Origin of the sequence: Planctopirus hydrillae (assembly GCF_001707835.1) — a bacterium.
GTDB lineage: Bacteria > Planctomycetota > Planctomycetia > Planctomycetales > Planctomycetaceae > Planctopirus > Planctopirus hydrillae.
On record NZ_LYDR01000071.1, the window covers coordinates 85,701 to 107,457 of the forward strand.

Annotated in this window: 17 protein-coding genes; 12 read left to right on the forward strand and 5 right to left on the reverse strand. The window is 53.6% G+C overall.

The genetic code is table 11. The annotated features are described in order from the left end of the window. Nucleotides 1-157 precede the first annotated feature (157 nt). The 4 genes from A6X21_RS10075 to truD all read left to right on the forward strand — a co-directional run bounded on the left by A6X21_RS10075 (nt 158) and on the right by truD (nt 4,451). Nucleotides 158-646: a 3-hydroxyacyl-ACP dehydratase FabZ family protein gene (locus A6X21_RS10075; protein WP_068847642.1), complete on the forward strand. Its 489-nt coding sequence runs from the start codon at nt 158-160 to the stop codon at nt 644-646. A gap of 231 nt (nt 647-877) precedes the next feature. After that, complete coding sequence (gene fabF, locus A6X21_RS10080) at nt 878-2,167, forward strand: beta-ketoacyl-ACP synthase II (protein ID WP_068847643.1); 1,290 nt, start codon at nt 878-880, stop codon at nt 2,165-2,167. A 115-nt stretch (nt 2,168-2,282) separates the two neighbouring features. Then, entirely contained in the window at nt 2,283-3,053 is a 771-nt protein-coding gene (locus A6X21_RS10085; RefSeq protein WP_068847644.1) for a peptidylprolyl isomerase, read from the forward strand. A 171-nt stretch (nt 3,054-3,224) separates the two neighbouring features. After that, nucleotides 3,225-4,451: a tRNA pseudouridine(13) synthase TruD gene (gene truD / locus A6X21_RS10090; protein ID WP_240490228.1), complete on the forward strand. Its 1,227-nt coding sequence runs from the start codon at nt 3,225-3,227 to the stop codon at nt 4,449-4,451. A 37-nt stretch (nt 4,452-4,488) separates the two neighbouring features. Here the strand turns inward: truD and A6X21_RS10095 are convergent, their stop codons facing one another. After that, entirely contained in the window at nt 4,489-5,025 is a 537-nt protein-coding gene (locus A6X21_RS10095; RefSeq protein ID WP_068847646.1) for an NUDIX hydrolase, read from the reverse strand. A gap of 311 nt (nt 5,026-5,336) precedes the next feature. On the opposite strand from A6X21_RS10095, the gene A6X21_RS10105 reads away from it, so the two are divergent. After that, the gene (locus tag A6X21_RS10105) at nt 5,337-6,590 is read left to right on the forward strand and encodes an NAD(P)/FAD-dependent oxidoreductase (RefSeq protein WP_068847648.1); all 1,254 of its coding nucleotides are present in this window, start codon (nt 5,337-5,339) and stop codon (nt 6,588-6,590) included. A gap of 250 nt (nt 6,591-6,840) precedes the next feature. Next, nucleotides 6,841-7,914, forward strand: a complete 1,074-nt coding sequence (locus tag A6X21_RS10110) for a hypothetical protein (protein ID WP_068847649.1) — start codon at nt 6,841-6,843, stop codon at nt 7,912-7,914. Between the two features lie 15 nt (nt 7,915-7,929). Here the strand turns inward: A6X21_RS10110 and A6X21_RS10115 are convergent, their stop codons facing one another. Continuing rightward, a complete protein-coding gene (locus tag A6X21_RS10115) occupies nt 7,930-10,800 on the reverse strand; it encodes a hypothetical protein (protein ID WP_068847650.1) in 2,871 nt (956 codons plus the stop codon). 335 nt (nt 10,801-11,135) lie between these two features. Between A6X21_RS10115 and A6X21_RS10120 the strand changes: the two genes are divergently transcribed. Both A6X21_RS10120 and A6X21_RS10125 read left to right on the forward strand, forming a co-directional pair. Further along, nucleotides 11,136-11,549: an ACT domain-containing protein gene (locus A6X21_RS10120; protein WP_068847651.1), complete on the forward strand. Its 414-nt coding sequence runs from the start codon at nt 11,136-11,138 to the stop codon at nt 11,547-11,549. Continuing rightward, entirely contained in the window at nt 11,546-12,712 is a 1,167-nt protein-coding gene (locus tag A6X21_RS10125; protein ID WP_068847652.1) for a hypothetical protein, read from the forward strand. Before A6X21_RS10120 ends, A6X21_RS10125 begins: the two co-directional genes overlap by 4 nt. Before the next feature lie 147 nt (nt 12,713-12,859). Here A6X21_RS10125 and A6X21_RS10130 read toward each other — a convergent pair whose 3' ends face one another. Then, a complete protein-coding gene (locus tag A6X21_RS10130; RefSeq protein WP_131818279.1) occupies nt 12,860-13,804 on the reverse strand; it encodes an AraC family transcriptional regulator in 945 nt (314 codons plus the stop codon). 658 nt (nt 13,805-14,462) lie between these two features. On the opposite strand from A6X21_RS10130, the gene A6X21_RS10140 reads away from it, so the two are divergent. From A6X21_RS10140 to A6X21_RS10155, 4 genes are all read left to right on the forward strand, one after another. Next, the gene (locus A6X21_RS10140; RefSeq protein WP_131818283.1) at nt 14,463-15,491 is read left to right on the forward strand and encodes a DUF1559 domain-containing protein; all 1,029 of its coding nucleotides are present in this window, start codon (nt 14,463-14,465) and stop codon (nt 15,489-15,491) included. Between the two features lie 61 nt (nt 15,492-15,552). After that, nucleotides 15,553-15,726, forward strand: coding sequence for a hypothetical protein (locus A6X21_RS24645; protein WP_165603748.1), 174 nt, complete (start codon nt 15,553-15,555; stop codon nt 15,724-15,726). 194 nt (nt 15,727-15,920) lie between these two features. Further along, on the forward strand, nt 15,921-17,069 hold the full coding sequence (locus A6X21_RS10150) for a TlpA family protein disulfide reductase (protein WP_165603749.1): 1,149 nt from the start codon (nt 15,921-15,923) through the stop codon (nt 17,067-17,069). A 211-nt stretch (nt 17,070-17,280) separates the two neighbouring features. Next, entirely contained in the window at nt 17,281-19,074 is a 1,794-nt protein-coding gene (locus tag A6X21_RS10155; RefSeq protein ID WP_240490229.1) for a hypothetical protein, read from the forward strand. Between the two features lie 9 nt (nt 19,075-19,083). On the opposite strand, the gene A6X21_RS10160 is transcribed toward A6X21_RS10155, so the two are convergent. Both A6X21_RS10160 and A6X21_RS10165 read right to left on the reverse strand, forming a co-directional pair. Beyond that, entirely contained in the window at nt 19,084-20,169 is a 1,086-nt protein-coding gene (locus A6X21_RS10160) for a DUF2891 domain-containing protein (RefSeq protein ID WP_165603750.1), read from the reverse strand. Between the two features lie 58 nt (nt 20,170-20,227). Next, nucleotides 20,228-21,535, reverse strand: coding sequence for a CPBP family intramembrane glutamic endopeptidase (locus tag A6X21_RS10165; RefSeq protein ID WP_068847659.1), 1,308 nt, complete (start codon nt 21,533-21,535; stop codon nt 20,228-20,230). Between the last annotated feature and the right edge of the window lie 222 nt (nt 21,536-21,757).

The following is a 21,757-nucleotide window of genomic DNA, read 5'->3' on the forward strand; positions in this document are numbered from 1 at the left end:
GTAATCGATCGGATGTCGTCTGATCGATTCGGGTGAGATTTCCGAGGGTCAAGGGAACGAACAGCAACACCTTCCGCATGCATGGCTGGGGAGCTTCTCGCATGCGGAAGGGGCTTTGCCTTGTCGTAGCTTCCCCTATTCGTTTCTCGAGATTGCCATGCGTTGGATGTGGGTTGATCGCTTTGTCGAGTTTGAAAGCGGCAAGCGAGCTGTTTCAATCAAGAATGTGAGTCTGGCGGAGGAGCATCTCCACGATCACTTTCCGGGATTCCCGGTCATGCCCCATTCGCTGATCCTCGAGGGTCTGGCGCAGACGGGTGGCATTCTGCTGGGAGAATCTCATCAGTTTTCGAAGGTGGTTGTTCTGGCCAAAGTGCCGCGAATGACCTTCCACAGCTACGTCACGCCTGGTGAGACGCTCACTTATCGGACGACTCTTGAAGAAGCCAATGCCGAAGGTGGCATGGTTTCCGCGACTGCCAAAGTCGGTGATCGACTGGTGGCCGAAGGGGAGATTCTGTTTGCGCATGTCAATTCCGAGCAGAGCGGCAGTGTACGCGTTGATCAGAAAAGTTTTGTTTTTGAGCTGTTGCGCGGAATACTGGATGTGGGAAAGACGGGTGACCCCACTTTGCCTGTCGCTTAAGGTTCTGGGACTGTGGCGCGAGGTTCGATTTAACCCGGCGTTGTGAATCCAGCTTTGCATTCCAACAGTTTTTTATTTTACCAGTGACCAGATATTGCCAGTCACCCGAAATGACAAGCGGCCGTTAGCAGCAGACTCGACGATTGCGTATGACACTTAAGAGTCTCCATAAAGTTTGAATGGATCGTTTTGTCAGCTTGCTGACAGATAAGTTCACCTGAGGTTTTCGATATGCGACGTCGAGTAGTCATTACCGGTATTGGTGCTATTACTCCCATTGGTAACTCAATTGAGGAGATGTGGAAGGCCCAGCAGGAGGCGAAATGCGGCATCAGCACGATTACGCATTTCGATGCCAGTCGATTTCCGACGACTTTTGCTGGTGAAGTGAAGGGGTTTCAGCTCGACAAGTATGTCGCTGACACGACGCCATTCCAGTTCAGCGGTAAGAACATTCATTACGCACTGGGTGCTGCCCGGCAGGCTTACGATGATTCGGGTTTATCGGACAGCGATCTCGATCCGGGTCGCCTGGGAGTTTACCTGGGTGCAGGGGAAGGGCAGCAGGATTTTCTGATGATCATGAGCATTATTGCTCAGGCCCAGAACACAGCGACAGGAGAAGTCGATCTGGAAGTTTTCACGCGGGAAGGACTGGCCCGCATGCATCCCCAGAAAGAAATGGAGCAGGAGCCGAACATGACAGCCGGACATCTGGCTGCGGTGTTCAATGCTCAGGGGCCGAATCTGAATTGCCTGACGGCATGTGCGGCATCCAGCCAGGCGATTGGGGAAGCGACAGAAATCATCCGCCGGGGTGATGCCGATGCAATGATTTCGGGTGGTGCTCACAGCATGATCCATCCCTTTGGAGTGACTGGCTTTAACCTGCTGACTGCTCTTTCGACTCGCAACAGCAGCCCGCAGACGGCTTCGCGGCCGTTTGATAAGGATCGTGATGGATTCGTACTGGGCGAAGGTGCCGGCATTCTGATTCTGGAAGAGCTCGAACATGCCAAAAAGCGTGGAGCCCACATCTACGGTGAAGTGGTGGGTTATGGTTCAACGGCCGATGCCTACCGGATTACAGATATTCATCCCGAAGGGCGGGGTGCCATTGCCTGCATGAAGATGGCATTGCAGGATGCCAGGCTGAATACGGATGAGATTGATTACATCAATGCTCACGGCACCAGCACCGAAGTGAATGACAAAGTTGAGACTCTGGCCATTAAGCAGACCTTTGGTGAGGGGGCCTACAAGATCCCGGTTTCGAGTATCAAGAGCATGATGGGCCATCTGATTGCTGCCGCCGGCAGTGTCGAAGCCATTACCTGCCTTCTGTCGATTCGCGATGGTGTGACGCCACCCACGATTAACTACACCACTCCTGATCCGGACTGTGATCTGGATTACATTCCGAATGCTGCTCGTGATCGCAAAGTTCGCCGGGCGTTGTCGAACAGCTTTGGATTTGGTGGTCAGAACGTTTCGCTGATTTTCTCGGAGTATAAGGCGTAAAAACTGATTTGTACGCCGTTGATACTTGATAGATGTTGTTGCAGCGTGAGTGACGATTCATGGACGGCAGATCGCCAGGGAGTGGTGATTTCCTTAGATCAAGAGATGTATCGCCATGCTTCGAATGACTCGCAATCACCCGGTTTTGATGCGTCAAGCCGTTTGGACAATTCTCAGTTTTGTACTGCTGGGTTCTGGACTGGCCTGTGACTCTTCACCGGTGATGAAAGATGCGAAGGCTCCCGTCGCACCGGCTTTGGAAGGTGCGAGTGCCGAGCCGTTAACACCGGATGATGAGCGGGCACCTGATCTGTTTGAAGTGCTTTTGACGACAACGAACGGTGATGTCGTTGTGGAAGTTCATCGCGACTGGGCTCCACGGGGGGCTGATCGGTTTTACACACTCGTGAAGAGTGGTTTCTACGACAATGCCAAATCCTTCCGCGTGGTCCCTGGATTCGTGGCTCAGTTTGGGATTGCGGCTGATCCTCAGGTGCATGCCAAGTGGAATGGTGCACCCTTGCGGGATGACCCCGTCAAGCAAACAAATGGCCGAGGAACTGTCACGTTTGCGACATCAGGGCCCAATACACGCACATCTCAGTTGTTTATCAATTTTGCTGATAACAGTCGGCTGGACTCGATGGGATTCAGTCCGTTTGGAATTGTGACCAAAGGGATGGAATTCGTTGATCAGATCAACCCGGAGTATGGCGAATTTCCACAGCAGCCACTGATTGAGAAGCTGGGCGATGCATATCTTTCGAAGGAGTTTCCCAAGCTTGATGGGATTGTTTCTGCCAAGGTTCTGACGCCGGAATCGGCGAAAGCTTCCGCGGATCCACAACCGGCGGCGACCGAGGCTACTGAGCCATCTAAGCCATAAATCTCTATCTGGATTGTAGATACGAGGGTTTCTGGCGTCAGAAAGTCGGTGGCTGGTTGCGAAAAATGTGGTTTTCCGTACACCCATAGCTTGTGGTCAATGCGGTCGTTATACTGTTGTTGTTCATTGGAACCAACGACGCTTTTGCCCACTCCAGCTGTGGCTGCACGCATGAAATTGAAGTGCCTCCCCGAAGATTTCCAGGTTGAAGAACTGAGTGAGTTTGAGATTCAGGGCGGTAATTATGCCGTCTATAAACTTACGAAGACATCTCTGGGAACTCCCGAAGCTATCGAAGCGATTTTGCGGCGATGGAAAATCAAGCGAGAGCACATCAGTTATGGTGGTCTCAAAGATCGTCATGCGATTACCCAGCAGTATGTGACGATCAGTCGTGGTCCGCGGCGGGATTTGAATCAGCAGAACTTTACGCTGGTTTATCAGGGGCAGACGAAGCAGCATTTTGGCCCGACCGATATTTCCGGCAATCGCTTCCATATTGTCATTCGCGATCTGCCCCGGAATGTGGCTCAGAAGTATGTGAATCTGCGGGAATCGCTGCTGGTCGATCGGCTGCCGAATTACTTTGACGATCAGCGATTTGGCTCGCTCGGGGCATCGCGGGAGTTTATTGCACAGCCCTGGTGTGCAGGGAATTACGAGCGAGCGTTATGGCTGGCACTGGCGGAACCCAATCCGCATGATCGGCCAGACGATCGTGAAGAAAAGCGTATTCTTCGTGACAACTGGGGTAACTGGGTCGATTGCAAAGCCAAGCTGGCTCAGTCTTCGCGTCGCAGTATTGTGACTTATCTGTGTGATCATCCCACCAACTTCAAGAATGCTTTTGCACTCATTCGTGTCGATTTGCGGGGGTTGTTTCTGTCGGCTTATCAGAGCTACTTGTGGAATCATATTCTCGCAGAATTGATTCGCAGTAAGGTCTGGCATGAACGGGTTTACGAAGTGGGTCTTTCGGCCCAGCAGGTCGCTTTCTGCACGTCGTTGACGATGGAAGAGCAGGACGAGCTGTCACGAGTCAAACTCCCTTTGCCTTCCGCACGCATCGATCTGGAGGGATCGGCTCTCGAAGCGCATTACGAGAATGTTCTGCGGGAACTGGGGATTGAACTACGCGAACTGCGGGTGAAGTATCCGCGGGACAGCTTCTTCTCCAAGGGCGAAAGGCCGGCACTGATTGTGCCACACAATCTGCAGATGGCGATGGCCAGTGATGAGCAGTATGCGGGTCGATACAAAGTGACGTGTGACTTTGAACTGCCGCGTGGTTCGTATGCGACGATTGTGCTCAAGCGATTGACGCTTGATCCGACGGCAGTGAGTGAGCGAACACACGAGGGTGCCGGAAGTTCGGTGGCTCTGGCTGAAGAAGAGTGATTGCCTGCGTGTGTCCTGTTTGACAGGACGGAGATTGCTAAATCTTCAGCGATGGTTGGTTGAGGTACTCTTCCTGGTACCACGCGAGAATCGTGCGAAATGGCTGGGAATAAACAGATGGCCGGGCAGCGACGTCGGCCATGATTTCCGGGAGATTGCGATAGCAGCCCTGTGCGATTTCACCGGGATCGAAGACGGGTGGCTGGTCGGTGACTGTGCGATAAACTCGTGTGTGTTCGTAAGCGAGTTGGGGCGAGGCGGGGAGCTGCCCAATCATTTCGATGGGTGTGGTGAGCCCTAACTCTTCCTGAAGTTCACGTCTGGCGGCCAGGTCGTAATCTTCGCCTGCCGAGACATGGCCTGAACAGGAGGAGTTCCAGGTCAGTGGCTCCTCGTCTTTTTGTGCTGACCGCTGGTGAATCAGCAGTTCGCCCGCTGAGTTAAAGACCAGAACATGCACGGCGCGATGCCAGAGCTTGCGGGCATGGACGACGGATCTGGGCAAGACGTCGATCACTTCGTCGGCCTCGTTGACCACATCAAAGAGTTCTTCTGTGGATTGAGCGGGTTCCATAAACGGCTTTCTGTAGATCGAGCTTTGTGCGAGTTACTGCAGAGGATTGTAGCGGTTCTGTCGCGACAGGAAGTGACGGCGTTGCTCTTAGAACAAAAGTTCCTTGGATTCCGTAAGTGTTTATTAAAAATGGAGTTGCGGAAGATTGTGGCAGTTTTGGCTGATGTGGGAATCAGTCATGAAAAAGTTTCCTCTTGCCGATTGGGGGAGTTGCCGACAAAATACTTGTTGAAACAATTGTTAATTGTCAGTGACTTTGGCTGGCAAGGTTTGTGATAGAGTTTTGATCTACTGTTTGATGGTGGTCTGCAATGATCCAAAGCCTAGATCCTGAAGTGATTGTGATTGGTGGCGGCCCGGCGGGTGCAACAGCGGCGACACTTCTGGCGCAGGCTGGTCATCGCGTGCAGTTGTTCGAGCGGGAAGTTTTTCCTCGATTCCATATTGGCGAATCGCTGATTCCCTGCACTTATGGAGTTTTTGCACGCACGGGGCTGCTCGAGCGGCTGAAGGACAGCCATTTTGTGAAGAAGTACAGCGTGCAGTTTGTGAGTGATACGGGGAAAGTCTCGGCTCCATTTTTCTTTACGCAGTACAAGCCGGTCGAGTCGTCGCAGACATGGCAGGTTCGCAGAGCCGACTTTGACCTGATGCTGCTGGATCATGCTCGCGAGGCGGGTGTGCAGGTTTATGAGAATCATCGTGTGCTCGAAGCGATCTTTGAAGAAGATCGTTGCGTCGGAGTACGCGTCAAAAATGAGACGACTGGCGAAGAGCGTCAGGTGCGGGCTCAGGTGGTCATCGATGGGAGTGGCCAAAGCTCAGTGCTGCTCGATCGCCTGCAATTGAGGACATGGGATAGCGAACTGAAAAAAGCCGCCGTCTGGACATACTTTAAGAATGCCTGGCGGGACGAGGGTGAAAATGCGGGAGCCACTTCGGTCATTCAGACTGAAGGTAAGAAGGGTTGGTTCTGGTACATCCCACTGCATGACAACATTACCAGTGTGGGTGTTGTTGCCGATTTCTCGCATCTGTTTAATAAGCAGCGGACAAAAGACCTGGGTGAGCTCTTTCAGGAAGAGGTGGATCATTGCCCGGGTGTTAAAGTACGGTTGGAAGGTGCTGAGCGCTGCGATCAGTATCGGGCAGCTAAAGAATACTCCTATCGTGCCAAGCAGGCCGCAGGGCAGGGTTGGGTGCTGATTGGTGATGCCTATGGATTTCTCGATCCACTCTATTCTTCTGGTGTGTTGCTGGCTGTGAAATCGGGTGAGCTGGCGGCTGATGCCGTCCATCAGGGATTGATGACTAATGATCTCACTCGAACGACGCTCGGTGCCTGGGAGCCTGAGTATGTGCTGGGTATGGAGCGAATGAGAAAGCTGGTGTTGGCTTATTACAAAGGTATGAACTTCAGCAAGTTGATCATGAAGTATCCTGAGACCAAAGATGATATCACGGATCTGCTGATGGGAGACCTCTTCCGCGCTGAACTCGATCTGACACTCGATAAAGTCGACTCGATGCTCGAAGAAATGGCGGCTCAACCAGTGGTCGCCTGATTCTCCCACGTTCGGCTTTCTCGGACCTTCCTTTTTTTTTGAACTCAGGGCAGACGGCGCCAGTCGTTCTGCCCTGAGTTTTTTATTTTTGGAAGATTTTCTTAGACAATTTTTTCGTCGTCACTCATCCTGTATGGGGAGAAGTCAGCAGCGGCAACCAAAGTCCGCTCTGTTCGCTCCTGTCTGTCTGAAGTCTTCACTTCCTATCGATGCTTTCGCATCCCTCGTGACCATCTGATAAGGGCTTAGTATGGCACAGCAACTCGCACGTCGTAAGGCTCGTCGTTCGCAGGGACAGGTGGTCTCCAGCCGGCCAGAGTGGGTCACAGCCGATTGGCTGGATGATGTTTCCTCCTTTGGTTTGCAGGCATTTTTGCGGCAACCACTGACCATTCTGAAGGCAGACGCCATTCAGACACTGGCTGTAGCACTGGCGTTACGCGGCAATCGAAAGCAGATTCGTGATCCTCAGTTTGTGAATCATGTCCTCTCTCGAAATCCCCAACTTGTCGAAGAGTATCGGATCGTACATCTGATTGAAAAATCGTTGTGGATCCAGGGGCATTCCGATCTGGTGATGACGATGGTGCGCAATCCTTCGCAGATTCCGGATAATCCCCCGGCTCTGGTGATGGATGCTGTCACACGGGCTTACCGGCAGCACCCAGATTCTACAGTCTGGTTTGGAGTGCCACTTTTCAGCGATCGAGTCAATCAGGACGGGCTTCCCATTCCTGTCACTGCGGAAGAGGTTCAGCTTGAGGCGCAGAAGCGAATCCAGTCAGCTCAGAAGCAGGCTTTAAGGTATGGCTGGCTGTTCAAGCTGGTAGCGGGTGTGCTCGCAATTCCATTGATGTCGTGGGCCGCTGTCCAGGCGATTGCCACCATTGTCGAGAATATGCTGAAGGGGATCAAAAAGTCGTGGCAGACCGCTCGTCGAGATGCGAGGCAACGTTTGCGGGCCATGGCCAAGGCCGAGATCGAGCAGTGCCGGTATGGCTGTACGTTTACAAAAATTCCTGAGCATACCACCCGGCTGGGGCAATCGATGGAAACCGGGGCCGAAGCACTGCTAACGCTCGAAAGTTTTGCCAAGGCTTATACGCCGACATTTCTGGCAGGATTAGCGCCGGGTGGACTGGTCATGCCTGTCATGATTCTCGCAAAGCTTCTGCCATTGCTCACAACTCCAGCGGTGATCATCACGGCTGATCCATTTCTGTTCATTGAATTGCCAGAAGAACCAGGCAAGTTGCGACATCTGGCTCACTGGTACTGGCAGGGAGAAACCTATGGTCAGCAGAGGTTGCATTTGCACGTGTAGATCTTACCTGACTATTTAGTTCACCTCTTCGAGCAGTACCCACGTTCTACTGCGTGGGGGAATGATCAATTCCAGAGGCAACTGGTGGCCAGCCTGAATTGGCAGGATTCGTGGTGTCTCTTTTTCCACAGTGACACGGGCGTTTGTGGCCAGCCCGGTGTAGTAAACGGGAAGTTGGATGGTCTGGCGGACTTCGGTTTCGAGTGGGTTGTAGAAGAAGGCCAGGCCGCGTTCTCGACCTGTGGGATTCACTGTCATCCAGCCGTCCCAGTCGCGGCCATTGGCTCGACGGAGATGAATGAGATCGCCGCCTAAGACTTCACGATGGTCTTTAAAGAAGCGTGTCCATTTGCAGACAACCTCACGCGTGGCCTGCGTGTCGTAAAGTCTGGGGCCGCGATAGCAGGCTTGAGTTCCTGAGCCGATCAGATTGGCGAGTCTGGCTTCGTAATGGTCGAGATGTTCGGCGAGTGGTTCAATTGTGGCGGCGGCACCACCGCCGTGATACTGGCTGAGTGGTACGAACATCCAGCCCATCGACTGCGTCTTCGTCCAGGTACCATCGTAAATATTTTGTCGTTCGATAATTTCCTGTTCGGCTCGGGGAAGGGACCAGTTGGTTTCGCGATAGCCCATGCCTGTTTTGTTACCACCATTCAGAAAGTACCAGTCGGGCTGATTGACATAGATGCCCTGTTTTCTGCACCAGCGGTACAGATCTGACTGTGCTTCCCACTGCACCCATTGTGAATCGGCCAGACCATGATGATGTGGATGTGTGGTGGCATGACAAAGATCGCCCGGATAAGGCCCGTCGTTTTCGAGAACGCTCAAGCCGGCATCAAACAGAAAATCTTTGACCCGCTGGAGGTAATCACGTCCCCAGGCTGAACCAAGGCAAGGCATGACTCCGAAGGCAGCCGGAGCACCTTGAGTGTTATCGGCAGGTGTCCCGGCACTTCGCGAACCGGTGAGTGTATAGCCACCCAGGGCAATGCCTTTCTGGCGGGCTTCATCAGCGAGTTGACGATACTTCTGGCGGTAGGCGGCATTCGAGTTTTCGAGATTCACGCCAGAGCCAAACGACATGATGATCATTTCAAAGCCTGTATCGGCACATTGGGTAATGGCTTCGCGGATTGATGCAGGATCGCTTTGAACTTTGTGGAACATGAGAGGGTTTTCGGTGACCCATGGTGCCAGGGTGCGATACATCCGGCGTTGAGCCAGCCCGCGTCGTTCGCGATCGGTCGAATCGAGCAGCAATTCATAAACGCGGTAAGTGGTGAAGCGTTGGCCGGGTGGTAAGTGTATCCCCGGGCCTTGCAGAGGAGAGGCATCGAGCAGGCAGCGAGTCTGTTTACGATAGTTGACCTGCGTTGGATAATCGGGATCGGTTTGAATGCGGACACCCGCTTCGCAGGCATGGGCAGCATCCATCGCATGGAAGGCATACTCGCTTTCGACATGCAGATTGTAACGCTCAGTGAGTGTGGCATCTTCAACACTCGATTCGACTTCAACCAGACGCAACTCTTCAGAAACAAAACGATCGATCACGACCGGGCGAGAGGTGGTGTTGTGGACGACCATCCACTTCGAAAAGAGGGGCAGTCCGTCGTAGATCTCATAATGCATTTCCACCCGGGGAAGATCGGCAAGAACTGGTTGAGCGGAAGGCGCCGGTTTGGCACGGAGCGTCACTTCGTGCAAATGGTTGCGACATGGTTCACCCTGGGCTGTCGGGTAATCTTTGCCGTCGCCATGTTTGCCGATCTTTCCAATTCGCAATGTCTGTGGATGAGAAGTGACAGGGATACGAGCCAGTGATTGAAACGAGGCCCCCTTTTGAGCTGCTTCGCAGACAACCTCGTTTTGCTGGAGAGAGAGTCGTAAGGAAATGGGCTGTGTGCGATCGAACTCTCCCAGAAGCTGCTCGCCCCCTTGGAAGCCATAGATTTCCAACTGCTGGCTGTGCGGTCTGGCGACGAGGCTGATGGTTCCTTCCGGGAACTTCCAGGCGAGGCCTGGGCCCCAGGAGTTGGCATTGGTGTCGTCGCCACAGTCGATGGTCAGCTCGACGCTGGCACCTTCAGCTGGCCATTCGCGTTCGAGATAGACGCAGGTATCGGGTAAAGCCATTAACTCACCCGCTTTGCCTTCGTTGTGAAACGACGTGCGAGGATGTCTGGTGCTGACCGTCGGTTTCCAACCGGCATCGATTTTCGCAGCCGGAGAGTTTTCGCCAAAACGTTCCTGAAAGAGGACTTTGCCAGTTTCGATCTGCGGTGGTATGGCTGGTGGTGCAAATTGCAGTACAAGGTGTTGACCCGGAGGAGGCCAGGGAAGGTCGCGAGGCATCCATTCGGGGCGTTTCTTCCAGGCAAATCGCTCCTCGATCGGGCCTGTCTGATAAGAGACGAATGAGTAGCTGCCAGGAAGCGGCTTCAGTTGGGACAGCCATTCTCGTTTGAGGTAATTTTTGACGGGCTGGCCCGTTAATCCGCCGATGGGAAAGCTCTGGCCATCGATGGTGAGGCGAGCTTCTGGCCCCACAGCCCGTACATATTCTTCGCCCGTTGATAAGAGCTTCAGGCTGGTGGTGGCCACTTGTGGTGAGATCTGCCAGACACGTTCTGCCAGTCCATTGGTAAGGCGAATTTCGGTGGGTCGATGCGCCTCAGATTGAAGGGGATCGACAGGCGGAACTGTCTGGATCTGGCTGCGATACGGAGCCGGATTCAGCAGCCAGTCGGGATTGGCTTTGGTTGTAGGAGCCAGGGGAGGATCACCGGCGTCAAGCTCAGGGCTCAAGTTGAAGTTCGCGAAGCAAATGGCCAGGAGGCAAATCGCCGACGTGCGGAGTGCGAGCGAAAGAGTTCTCATCAGTATTTCCGGGTGGGCAGATGTTGAGCGTCAATGCGGAGGGATGATTGCGTGGCAGGGAATTGCAAACAGAAAAACAGACACTCGTGTCAGAGTCTCTGGCTGAAGATTCTCCGAGGACAATACTGCATCGGTAATTCCCGGTGGACAATTCCCGATGGACAATACTGTGAAAAAGGTCAGTTCGCCAGATGATAAGTTCACAGTTTTGTTGGCAAGGGACGACGATGAGTGGCTGTTGATCAACGACGGGAGTGAGTAGGATCAGTCGGCAAAGTGAACAATGTCCCGCAGATGATGTCGGGCGAGGCGTGTGCTGGTGAAGGTGCGTGATCATGCAGGTCGATATCCAGAGGCAACTAAGTATTGCCATTGAAAATCAACCCGGAAGACTGGGACAGGTGGGCCGTTTACTGGCGGGCAGGAACATTCATATTCGAGCCTTCAGTGTGATTGATAACGTCGAACAGGGGATGGTGCGACTGGTGACTGACAACCCGACCGCCACGAGAGAAGCGCTCACTGGTGCGGGCCTCCCCGTGGTCGAAGCGGAAGTCGTAGTGCTGGAAATGACCGATGGCGTCGGCAATCTGGCGACTGTGGGTGAAGCCCTGGCGAAGGCCGATATCAATATTGAGTACGCCTATGCTTCGACAGCCGAACGCGGCCGACCAGCGATGCTGATTCTCAAGACGGCTTATCCTGCCGCCACACGCGATGCGCTGGCTCAAACGCAGGAGCTGTCATGACGGGCTCGAGCCGGGCGAACATTGGCATTCTCCCTGTGGGTGCTTTGGGAGCGGCTTACTTTTATCATCTCACACGCGGGCTTTGCCGGCTGGATGGAAGCGTGCAGTTCATCCAGAGAAAGGGGGCGACGCGAAGTGCATCGTGGGGAGCCGGAGGGATTCTCACATTCGCTGCGGATGGGACGACCTATCCGTTGACGGTCGATGAGGTCTGTCGGCCCGAACTGCAAAAGTGTGTTGACCAGCAGTGGATTCCTGAAGTTCTTCTGGTCTGCACCCAGACCGATCAACTGCTGGTGGTGATGCAGGAGTATGTCCAACTTCTCGAGCGACTGGCGGAAACATCGCGATTGGATGTCGCTGTGAGCCGCCTGCCCATTCTGGTGTTGTGCAGCAACGGGATTTACCACGAGCGCGTGCGGCGCTTTCTCGTAGAGCTGCTGGAAGAGTCGATGCTCTACGGTCGTTTGCCCGATCTGTGGAGTGGTGCGATGGGCCAGATTGTGGGCAAACTTTTGCGTGGTGTGACGATGCAGACGGGGCATCGGGAAGGGACAGGTGCCGACGCGGTTTATCATTGCGGGCCGGCTGGTCGCACAATTCTCGCCGGTGGAGATCTGGCACATCGCCGCTGGTGCGCTGATGTTCTGACGAATCTGGGAGGGTGGTTCGAAGTTGCCGAATCAGCACCGGCTGTCCGGGCAGAGTTCGATAAGGCTCTGGTGAATCTGTGGGGGAATCTGCTGGGGCAGATTAAAGCCATTGATGCGGATGGGACGTTCCATTTGCTGAAGATTCGCGAGATCTATCCCGAAGAGGAGTGGGTGGAAGTTCGTGAACTGGCCCGGCATGTCGTGGCTGTGGGGAGAGCACTCAGGGCCTACAGGCCAGACGAATCTTTCGAAGAGATCTACGAAGCGGCTTTAAAGATCGCTCAAGGGCCCCGCGAGCATGTCCCGTCGAGCTTGAAATGGATCCAGTCGCAACTGGAAGCCGGAACATTAAAGCCGGAGCTGTCGCCGACCGAGCTGTGGCTGCTCGATCCGCTGATTCGGTTTGCCAGCACAGCAGGCCTCACAGAAGATGCCCACTACTTTGTGGCACTGAAGGAGCGGGTCGAACAGAAATTGAAGCTGGCGATCGAGAAGTGGATGGACCGTTGAGAGTCACTCCAGCAGGCTGGGCCGGTGCTGCAAGCATGGCGCAGGTGGCACTCTTCAACTCTTGAAGTCAAAAATATCTCCGGGGTGAGAACTTTCTGGAGGCAAGAAAATTTTGATGTTGGGGAGTTTCTGGCAGGAGTAAGGCGATCACGAATTTTCGCGGAACTGCTGGGGAGTAACGCCGACATGCTCAAAAAATGAGCGAGTCAGATGCGTGCCATCCCAGAATCCACAGGCTAAAGCCACCTGGTCGAGGGTCATATTCCGGCCATATTGGATCAGGAGCTGTTTGGCTCGCTCAATGCGAAGTTCAATCAGGCGGGCATGCACACTTTTACCTGTTGCTTGAGCGAAGACGCGAATGAGGTACGAGCGGCTGACCCCGGCAGCCTTGGCAATCTCTTCCAGCGTCAGTTTTTCGCTGAGACGATCCTGCATGTAGTTCAGAGCTTTGCTGGTGATGAGCGAAGCACTGCTTTCATATTTGGGAATGGCCAGTCGTTTCTGCTGTCCGGAGAGTAACAGGCGACCCACAAGAGAAATAAATGTCCCCTCGATCAACACAGATTCGGCCGGTGCCGAACTGCAGGAAGACTCCCACAGTTGCCTCATCAACGTTGAGATCGATGTATCGTGGAGTTCTTTCGAAGGTGGTTGCCATAGGTGTTTACCCTCGGCGTCAAGGAGCTCCCCGGCGACTTGCCGAAGTTCTGTTTCGGGGAAGACCAGAATGAGACTGGTGAAATGGTTCTGGAGGTTGCCGCGAACTCGGGAATCGACATGGGGTGGTGCGAGGACATAGGAATCGGGCATGCGTTTGAGCCAGCCACCACCATAGTTGACCTCATGCTGAGCGGGGAACTTATTGAGATGCAGCCTGAGCATGAAATCGGGCTTGGGAGTCGAAGGTGTGGCGAAATCCCGGGAGCAGCGATAGAGCGCGACCGATCTGCGGTTATGGAGGCGGTATTCGACATTTCTGAAGTCGCGATCCGTGACAGCCGGCTGCACATATTTTGACATGAAATGTGAGGAGAACGGCTGCTGATTCAGACCGCTGGTGGCAGGTGCTGGCGAGGGAGACGGATTCATCTTCGAACTCTGGAGTGCATTGGGAGGGCATGCCGGGGGCTGGAGTGCATGGGAGAAGTCGATTTTATGACTCGCCCCATAAGGCAAGAGCTGATTTCAACTTGATGAAGCAATGCTGCGGTTCAGGCAGTGGTTGTTCTCGAAAGATGAATATATAACCCATCAGGTCGTGATTTCAATTCCCGATTCGGTGGAAATCCGACAGATGACGGTTTTTGGCGTGTTTCGAAGGGGGTTGTCAGAAGTTTTCTCAAGCGGGACATGTTGGTGTCTTTCTGAGAATTGGTCTGCCGAGCAATCGGTATTCGTTTCAGATCAGGGGTTTGGCACAGTCCCGCAGGAACACAATCAGCGGGCTTTTTCAAAGTATGAAACTGCTGGTTTGCATAAGAAAGATTGTGAGAAACGGCCTTCCGGAGAGTCCTGGAGTTTTTTTTACCGGGCGAACCATAACGGAGACTACAGTTCTCGGGATTTTGACAGCAAATAGCAGACCACCCGATTGTTGGAATCTTCAAGTGGCTGTATCACACCTTTGCGCTCCCCGTCGAATTCATCTGGTTATTCGTTTGTCAAATTCGCAAAGGCTCTGCCGGGTCGTCTCGTGCCACCAGGTGAGCAGAGTTTGCAAGGGTTTCAAAATTTCAAGGGGATCAAGATGCATCGAGTTTGCCATCAGGCTCGCGTTATTCGCCGAGGTTTTACGCTTGTCGAATTGCTCGTGGTGGTCGCCATCATTGCCATGCTGATTTCTTTGCTGTTACCCGCTGTGCAGCAGGCCCGCGAAGCAGCCCGCAGGGCACAGTGCCAGAACAATCTCAAACAGATTGCCCTGGCGGCATTCAACTTCGAAGAAACTTTTGGCTATCTGCCCCCCGGGTACAATGCCGCTGGTACGGAACCTTCGGGGAATATTATCTCAGCCACGGGGATTACCGGTTCACGGACAGGGCCGTTTCCTCACATGCTCCCCTTCTTTGATCAGGGCGCAGTTTATAACACGATTAACCGCAATCAGATCGATCCCGATGTCAGCACGACCACGCAGACATTCTGGACTAACGAGGCCACGACCCGCACAGCGGCGTTCACCCGGTTGCCAATTCTCATCTGTCCCTCGAGCACTCCTAATCCTTACGATTCGACGTTACAGGTGAATACCGCCCTCATTACCTTTCGCAGCACCAGCGGAACTGCCGCGACCTTTGTGGCCAATGGTACGCCCGTGGCATCGACGCTGGGCGGGCAACCCGCTCGAAATCTGGGTCGTACCAGTTATGCGGGCGTCGCTGGCTGGGCAGGCTTTATCGAAGCCCCCACACTCGATAAGTACAAAGGTGTCTTTTTTCGACGTAGCAAGACCAAGCTGCGTGACATCACTGATGGCACCACCAACACGCTACTATTTGGAGAGGTGCGCGGAGATTGGCGGAACGAAATCCTGTACCAGTCCTCTGCCTGGATGGGCACCAACTCGATGCCAATGTGCTTCGGCACTGTGGCCAATAATTATTACGCAGGATCGGGCCAGACTTTGCTCTACCGCTTCGCCAGCGCACATCCCGGAATGGCGATGTTCGCTCTGGCTGATGGCTCAGTCAGGCCGTTCAGTATCAATATGGATCAGGTGATACTCAGGCAGTCGTTGGCCGGGATTGGCGATGCCGATGTGGTGGGTGAATACTAGGTTCAGCTATTAAGTTGTCGTGTCGATGGCCTCAGGATTTGGTGCGGAGCCACATGGGACTATGCGGATTTCTATAAAGCCTCTCTACATTGTGTTTGGAGTGATTTTTGTCCTTTGGCTGGGGAGTTTCTGGTTCTTGGCACCACCTGAGGATGGGCCGCACCCCCAGGATCAGCAGGCCCGGACATCCGAAGATGGCCAGCCTCTTTCGGACGAACTGATGCCGGTTAACTAGATTTTGATAACAAATAGATCTTGGTGAAATTCGTCATATGACGTTTTATTATAATTGATTTAAAGAATTGTCATTGCTGTTCTTGTAAGACAATCTGGCTCTTGAAATCGATTCCCGGTGCCAATGTGTCTGCTCTATCATATGAAATGGACTAAGTAGTTATGTTATCAAGAATGTGGCGGCTGTTGAGTGTTGTGGCATTATTTTCTTATGTCGCTTGTCCCGTGATGTATGGACAGGAAGTGGCTCCTGGCCAACAGAGCACAGATCAGAAGACCGTGGTGGAATCGATTGCCGAGTTGCAGAAGCAGTTGCAGTCTCTGGGGAGTCGGGCGAAGGTGGCGACGCTGAAGCCGAGTGAGCGTGTTGAGCAACTGACAGGTTTGCTGGTTCAGGCGGAAGAACTTTCTAATAAGGCTGTGACTGAAGTGGATCAACGAGCCCTGGTACTGGCCAGAGTTCAGATTCTTCTGAGTCTGGTCAGCCTGAAAAGTGCGGGATCGGAGGAGAAACTGGAAGAGTTGATCAGCGGGCTGCAGGCTCGGGAAGACAAATCATTCTACCGAATCGCCAGACTGAAGTGTTTAGAGGTGGATTTGTTGAAGCCCGGGACGCCGCTGGACCAGACGATTGCGAAGTTAAAGGATCATCAGAAGTTGCTGGATGAGGCCTCGTTCAGTGAGAAGATGAGCGTGATGGCGACGATTGTGCAACTGGCGAATTCGGCCTTGCCGGCTCAACAAGAGGCTGCGGCCGACCTGCTGGAAGGGTATGTCGCCGACTTGAAAACGGTGACTGATCCTCGAGCCGAAAGACTCCTGGCGTCGGCTGAAGGGGTATTGCGTCGTTTACAGTTGCCAGGTCATGAAATGGTGCTGACTGCCGAAAAAACGATCACGGGCGACTCCTTCGACTGGGCTGCTTACAAAGGGAAAGTTGTGCTGGTTGACTTCTGGGCGACATGGTGCGGCCCTTGTGTGGCTGAGTTTCCCCGCATGACAAAATTCTATGAGACTTATCATCCCCATGGGTTTGAAATTGTGGGGATCAGTGTCGATTCCAACCGTAAAGCCCTCGATCAGTTCCTGGAGAAAAAGCCGCTTCGTTGGACGATTGTCCATGATTATCAGGAAGGGGCAGGTTCACCGAATGCGCGTTACTATTCGATCAACTCGATTCCTCGCATGATTCTGATCGGGCGGAATTTCGAAGTGATTTCGATTAACGCACGGGGTCAGGCACTCGAAGAGCTATTGAAGAAGGAGTTTCCAGGAGTCGAACCACCAGTCGAGAAGGAACCGGAGTCTGAAGCGGTTACAGATAAATCGTCTGATAAACCTTAACGAGTCGTGGCTCGGTATCTGACATGTGGGTCGATCTCTCTCCCTTTCCTTGACGAGATGGACGAGCACTTTCTGAAATGCGCGCGCTCGAGATGCTTTTTTCTGTACTGACCCGTTGGTCTTGATCACAATTTGAAGATGAGTTCATCAGGTCTTCATGATTCGGGGGCTCGCCCGGTCATCGGACAGATCTTGTCTGGATGGGAATGACATGCTTCGAATCTCTTTGACTATAGCTGTTGTGTGTTCCCTGTCGATGCTGGCCCGGGGGACACTCTGGGCGAGCGATCATCTGCTGACGATTGGCGGCGGCCCGCGGCCTGAGAGCAATCAGATCTCTCTCGAAAATAACGTTCGCTATCTTCAGCGCGTGCTTGAGCGGCTGAATATCTCAGATATCCACCAGAAGATTCTTTTCTCGGATGGTGGTGATGTACAGACGGATTTACAGTTCGATGCTCAGCGAGACCCTGAAGATCTCCGGATGCTGCTGGCAGATCTCATTGGCCCGGCCAACGGAGTGAACTTCGATTATCGCACCAGCCTGCTTCCCGTCGTGGATGGAGCGGCTGATCCGACGACAATCGAGAACACCTTAAAGGACTTTCGTGCACAACTGGCCGGTGGCGACCGCCTGATTGTCTATTTCACTGGCCATGGCGGGAAAGCTCGCGGCGAATCGTCATCTTCACGAGGCCCATTCCCACGCTCGGGCAATGAACCAGTAATGAATACTCCCGCATCGGCACGACCGACCCGGATGGAGCCATCTAACAGTTCCGAATCCAAATCGGATGAGTCGAGCAAACCCGAAGATTCAGCCAAACCAGAGGCTGTTGTCGAGGCAGAGACCAGCAATAAGGAATCTGTTTCCGACAGTTCCAAAACCGGGGCCGATGCAGAACGCGAACCACGTCCGGCAGATCGGCAGCGTCCCGAGGGAGGAAATCGCAAACCGGCGTTTGCTAATAACATCATGCATCTGTGGAAGAGTACGGATATGTCCGTCACAGAGTGGACTGAGAAACTGGATGAGCTTTCGCCCGATGTGCCGGTGGTGGCCGTCATGGTGCAGTGCTACAGCGGTGGCTTTGGGAACTTTATCTTTAAAAAGGGGAATCCTGCCAATGGTCTGGCAGAGCATCCCCGGTGCGGGTTCTTCTCGACAGTTCCTGATCGTGTGGCGGCTGGCTGTACGCCGAACATCAACGAGGCCGATTATCGAGAGTATTCGTCTTACTTCTTTGAAGCTCTCTGTGGGGAATCGAGAACGGGTCAATCGGTAACGAGCCCTGATTATGATCAGGACGGTCGTACTTCGTTTCTGGAAGCTCATGCCTATACCGTGCTGACAGCGCGTACTATCGACATTCCCGTGCGGACGACCGACATCTTTCTGCGACACGCTTCTAAAACTAAAGGGCAGGATGGCTTACTGACACCAAATTCACCAGTTGATGAGCTGGTTAAGCATGCGACGATAGTTGAGAAGTCGGTAATTGAAGGGCTGAGCCGGGAGTTCTTACTGACGGGGACTGATCGTGCGGACGATGTCGAGAAAGCGATTCGTCAGAAGCGTGATGAGAAAGCACGGACAGACTCAGAAGTCCGTCGCCGACGGACGACCGTATCGAGTATCAAGCGGGAGATTGGTGCGGCTGTGAAGAAGCGTTGGCCAGTGATGGCGAGCCCCTGGCATCCTGAGACAGCCCGTTTGATTTCCGAAGAAGCCGATGCTGTGCGGCAAGTGATTGTCGAGCATCCGCGCTATGCCGAAATGAAAAAGGAACTCGCGACAATTAAGCAGCTTTCGAAAGAGAGCGAGCAGAAAGAGCTGGATGTTGTCAAACTCGAACGACTGAAATACTGGCTCGAAACTGTGGTACTCTCAGCCAATTTGAAGTTGATGGAGGACACTGCAAATCTGGCGGCATTGAGCCGGATTGCCGAACTGGAATCGACCTTCCTGACGAAAACCGAGCCTGTGGCCAAGCCCGCCACTTGAAGATCGGGCTCAGGCGATGCTGGAAGAAGGTTTGTCAGAGTGTGGATCATGCCTGAGGTGGAATGAAAGCCAGTAAGCGGCAAAACTTCCCACCCAGTGGGTTGTCATGTAGCTGTCACTGGTCAGGGAATTCAGTCCGCGTCTTCCCTGCCGATGACTGGCCTCGATAAATGCCGATTTGAGGTGGTGGTCATGGGGAAGTCGCCGGGCGATCCTCAGCAGCATCCAGGCCCGGCTGAATGCCAGACCATCCCAATGGGCGTTCTTCCCATCCATGCGATCCAGGGATTCGACCGTGGGCCATGCGAGCAATGTGGCTGAATTGTCATGCCACTGAGGGAAGGCGTTTCGCAGCCATTGGCGGAACTCCTCGGGATCATCGATCGTGCGGCTCAGGAGATCCGCGACTGCCAGTGAAGGCGAAAGAAAATCGTGAGCCGACGGTTCTAATGACCAGGAAAGGTGGGTATCGCGAGCATGCCAGGATAAGGACTTTTGAGTGATGAGCGTGCAGAGTGCATCATCACCCATGCCCTTTGAGTAGTCGTAAATCATTCCAAGGCTGAAGGCTGTTTGATTGTGTTCCCCAGTCCGTATCGGGCGATCAAGCGATTCCAGCCAATCCCGGAAGCGATCTCTCAAGATCTGTTCCAGTGGTTGTAAGTTCGGGTAGAGGTTCCGCAAAACCGGCTCGGGATGAGTGGCCAGTTCGTGGCAAAGTTCCAGATACCAGGCCCAGCCATACGGCCTTTCGAAGCTGGGCCAGTTGGATCGAGTAAAGAAGGCCAATTCACCTGCCATCCCGGATGGTGTGATCTGATGTTGCAGCGTTTCGATCCAGGATACGGCTTGCGGGTGAGAAGGAAGCCAGCGCACATAGCGAGCGAGAGCCCAGTGGCTATGCACAGCCGAATGCCAGTCAAAGCAGCCATAGAAGACAGGCCAGAGCTCACGCGGGGAACTGATCTTCGAGGGTTGCTGCAGAACCTGCGGCAAAAACGAGGGGAACTCGCGGACAAGTCCTCCCTGCGCCCACCGACTGATGATCGTGGTGATCTCTTCGATATCTAGACCGGGTGGAGAGGTTGCGGGCATGCGGAATTCGCCGTGGAAGTGCGGAATCATCGTGAGCGAAACGTGAGGTCGTGTGCACTTATGTTGCCGGAGCAGGTTCATTGACGCCAGCTTTCGTTTCATCAAGTGGCCCGATCATCGAGCGGACCTGAACGAAGAGCAACAAAGCCGTGAGAGCTGCACCAATCACAAATACAGGAATTCCCACGACCTTCACCTGGCGTTGAAAACCGAGCTGAACTGGAGGAGACGAGATGGGAGCCGCGGGAGGATTCCACTCGTCTCCTGAGGCACTCACATACCGGGTTCGATTTTTATGGAGCAGCCATAGAGCGATCAAAGTTCCCGATAATGCAATTCCCGACTGTACCACCAAGTGCATGGTATTGGTGTTGTCGAGCACCTCTTCGAGACTTCCCTGCCAGCGCATCACCAGGATCGAGCAGAGGTTATTGAGCAGATGCAGCCACATGGGCAACCAGAAGTTACGCGTGGTGTAGTAGATCCAGAAAAGTGCCATGCCAATCGGAAAGACTGCCATGACATGCAGGGGATGAAAATGGATCAAGGCGAACAGGATGGACGAGATCAGCATTGTCCACCAAACACCCCAGCGGGCCAGCAAGCCACGGACCAGCAGGCCCCGGAAGACCAGTTCTTCACTGATGGCAGGTGAAACCGAAATCGCCAGAATCAATAGTGGCAAAGGGATCGCTGCCGTCATACTCTGCATTTGCTCGACCATGTTCACCTGATCGAGTTGGGCAAATAAGTCGCTTTGATTCGTGAGAAAATCCCACGGGATCGAAGCGAGTCGATAGCTGAGATCGGCGATGCCACCTAGAGGGAGCACGAGGCAGGTGACGATCAATAGCTGGTAGGGGTGCGGCATATCGAGATTGAGTTGCCGGGTGGCTTGTTTTCCCATGCGCAGCCAGACAGCCACGATGGTCAGACCGACCATCAACCACTGCTCGCCACAGACGAGAATGGTGTTTCCCAAGGAGCCCATGGAGTCGATGGTGAGTCGTCGTTCGAGCTCTTTGGGGTCTTTAATGCCTTCTGTCGAAACCAGATAGACAGCGGAAACGATCGAGATGATGAATAGCAGCCCCACGCTCAAGAGGAGGTGACTGCCAAAGACACCCGCTGTCCAGCCAATGGCTTCGCCCAGGCCGGGGCCAAGTGACTGTCGTGAACGGACAAACTTCGGCAGACTCTCGTCATTGCTGACTAAGGAAGTATTGATCACAGGCGGAGCAGATTCCTCATCCAGAAAATCGGTCAACGAAAGTGGCGGCTGTACCGGATGAATGGCAGGAGTTCCCGTATCACCTGGAACTGGCTGGGCGAACTGAGGACTGGCTGGTTCAAGGTCATCGGACATGGAGATTCCATGATGAATTGTCGAGTTGGAAGACGGCTCTCTGAGGCAGAGGTACTACGAAGACACAATGCAATTGGATCAAAGGGGAATGATTCTATGCGGTCGCAACTCCTGAAAAGTACCGTTTGAACATAAACAACATGGTTCGTCTTCGCGATGAAATGCGAGCCAAATTCAAAGGATTATGGTCTTTTCCTGCTGGCTTTGATTACCATAACTTCC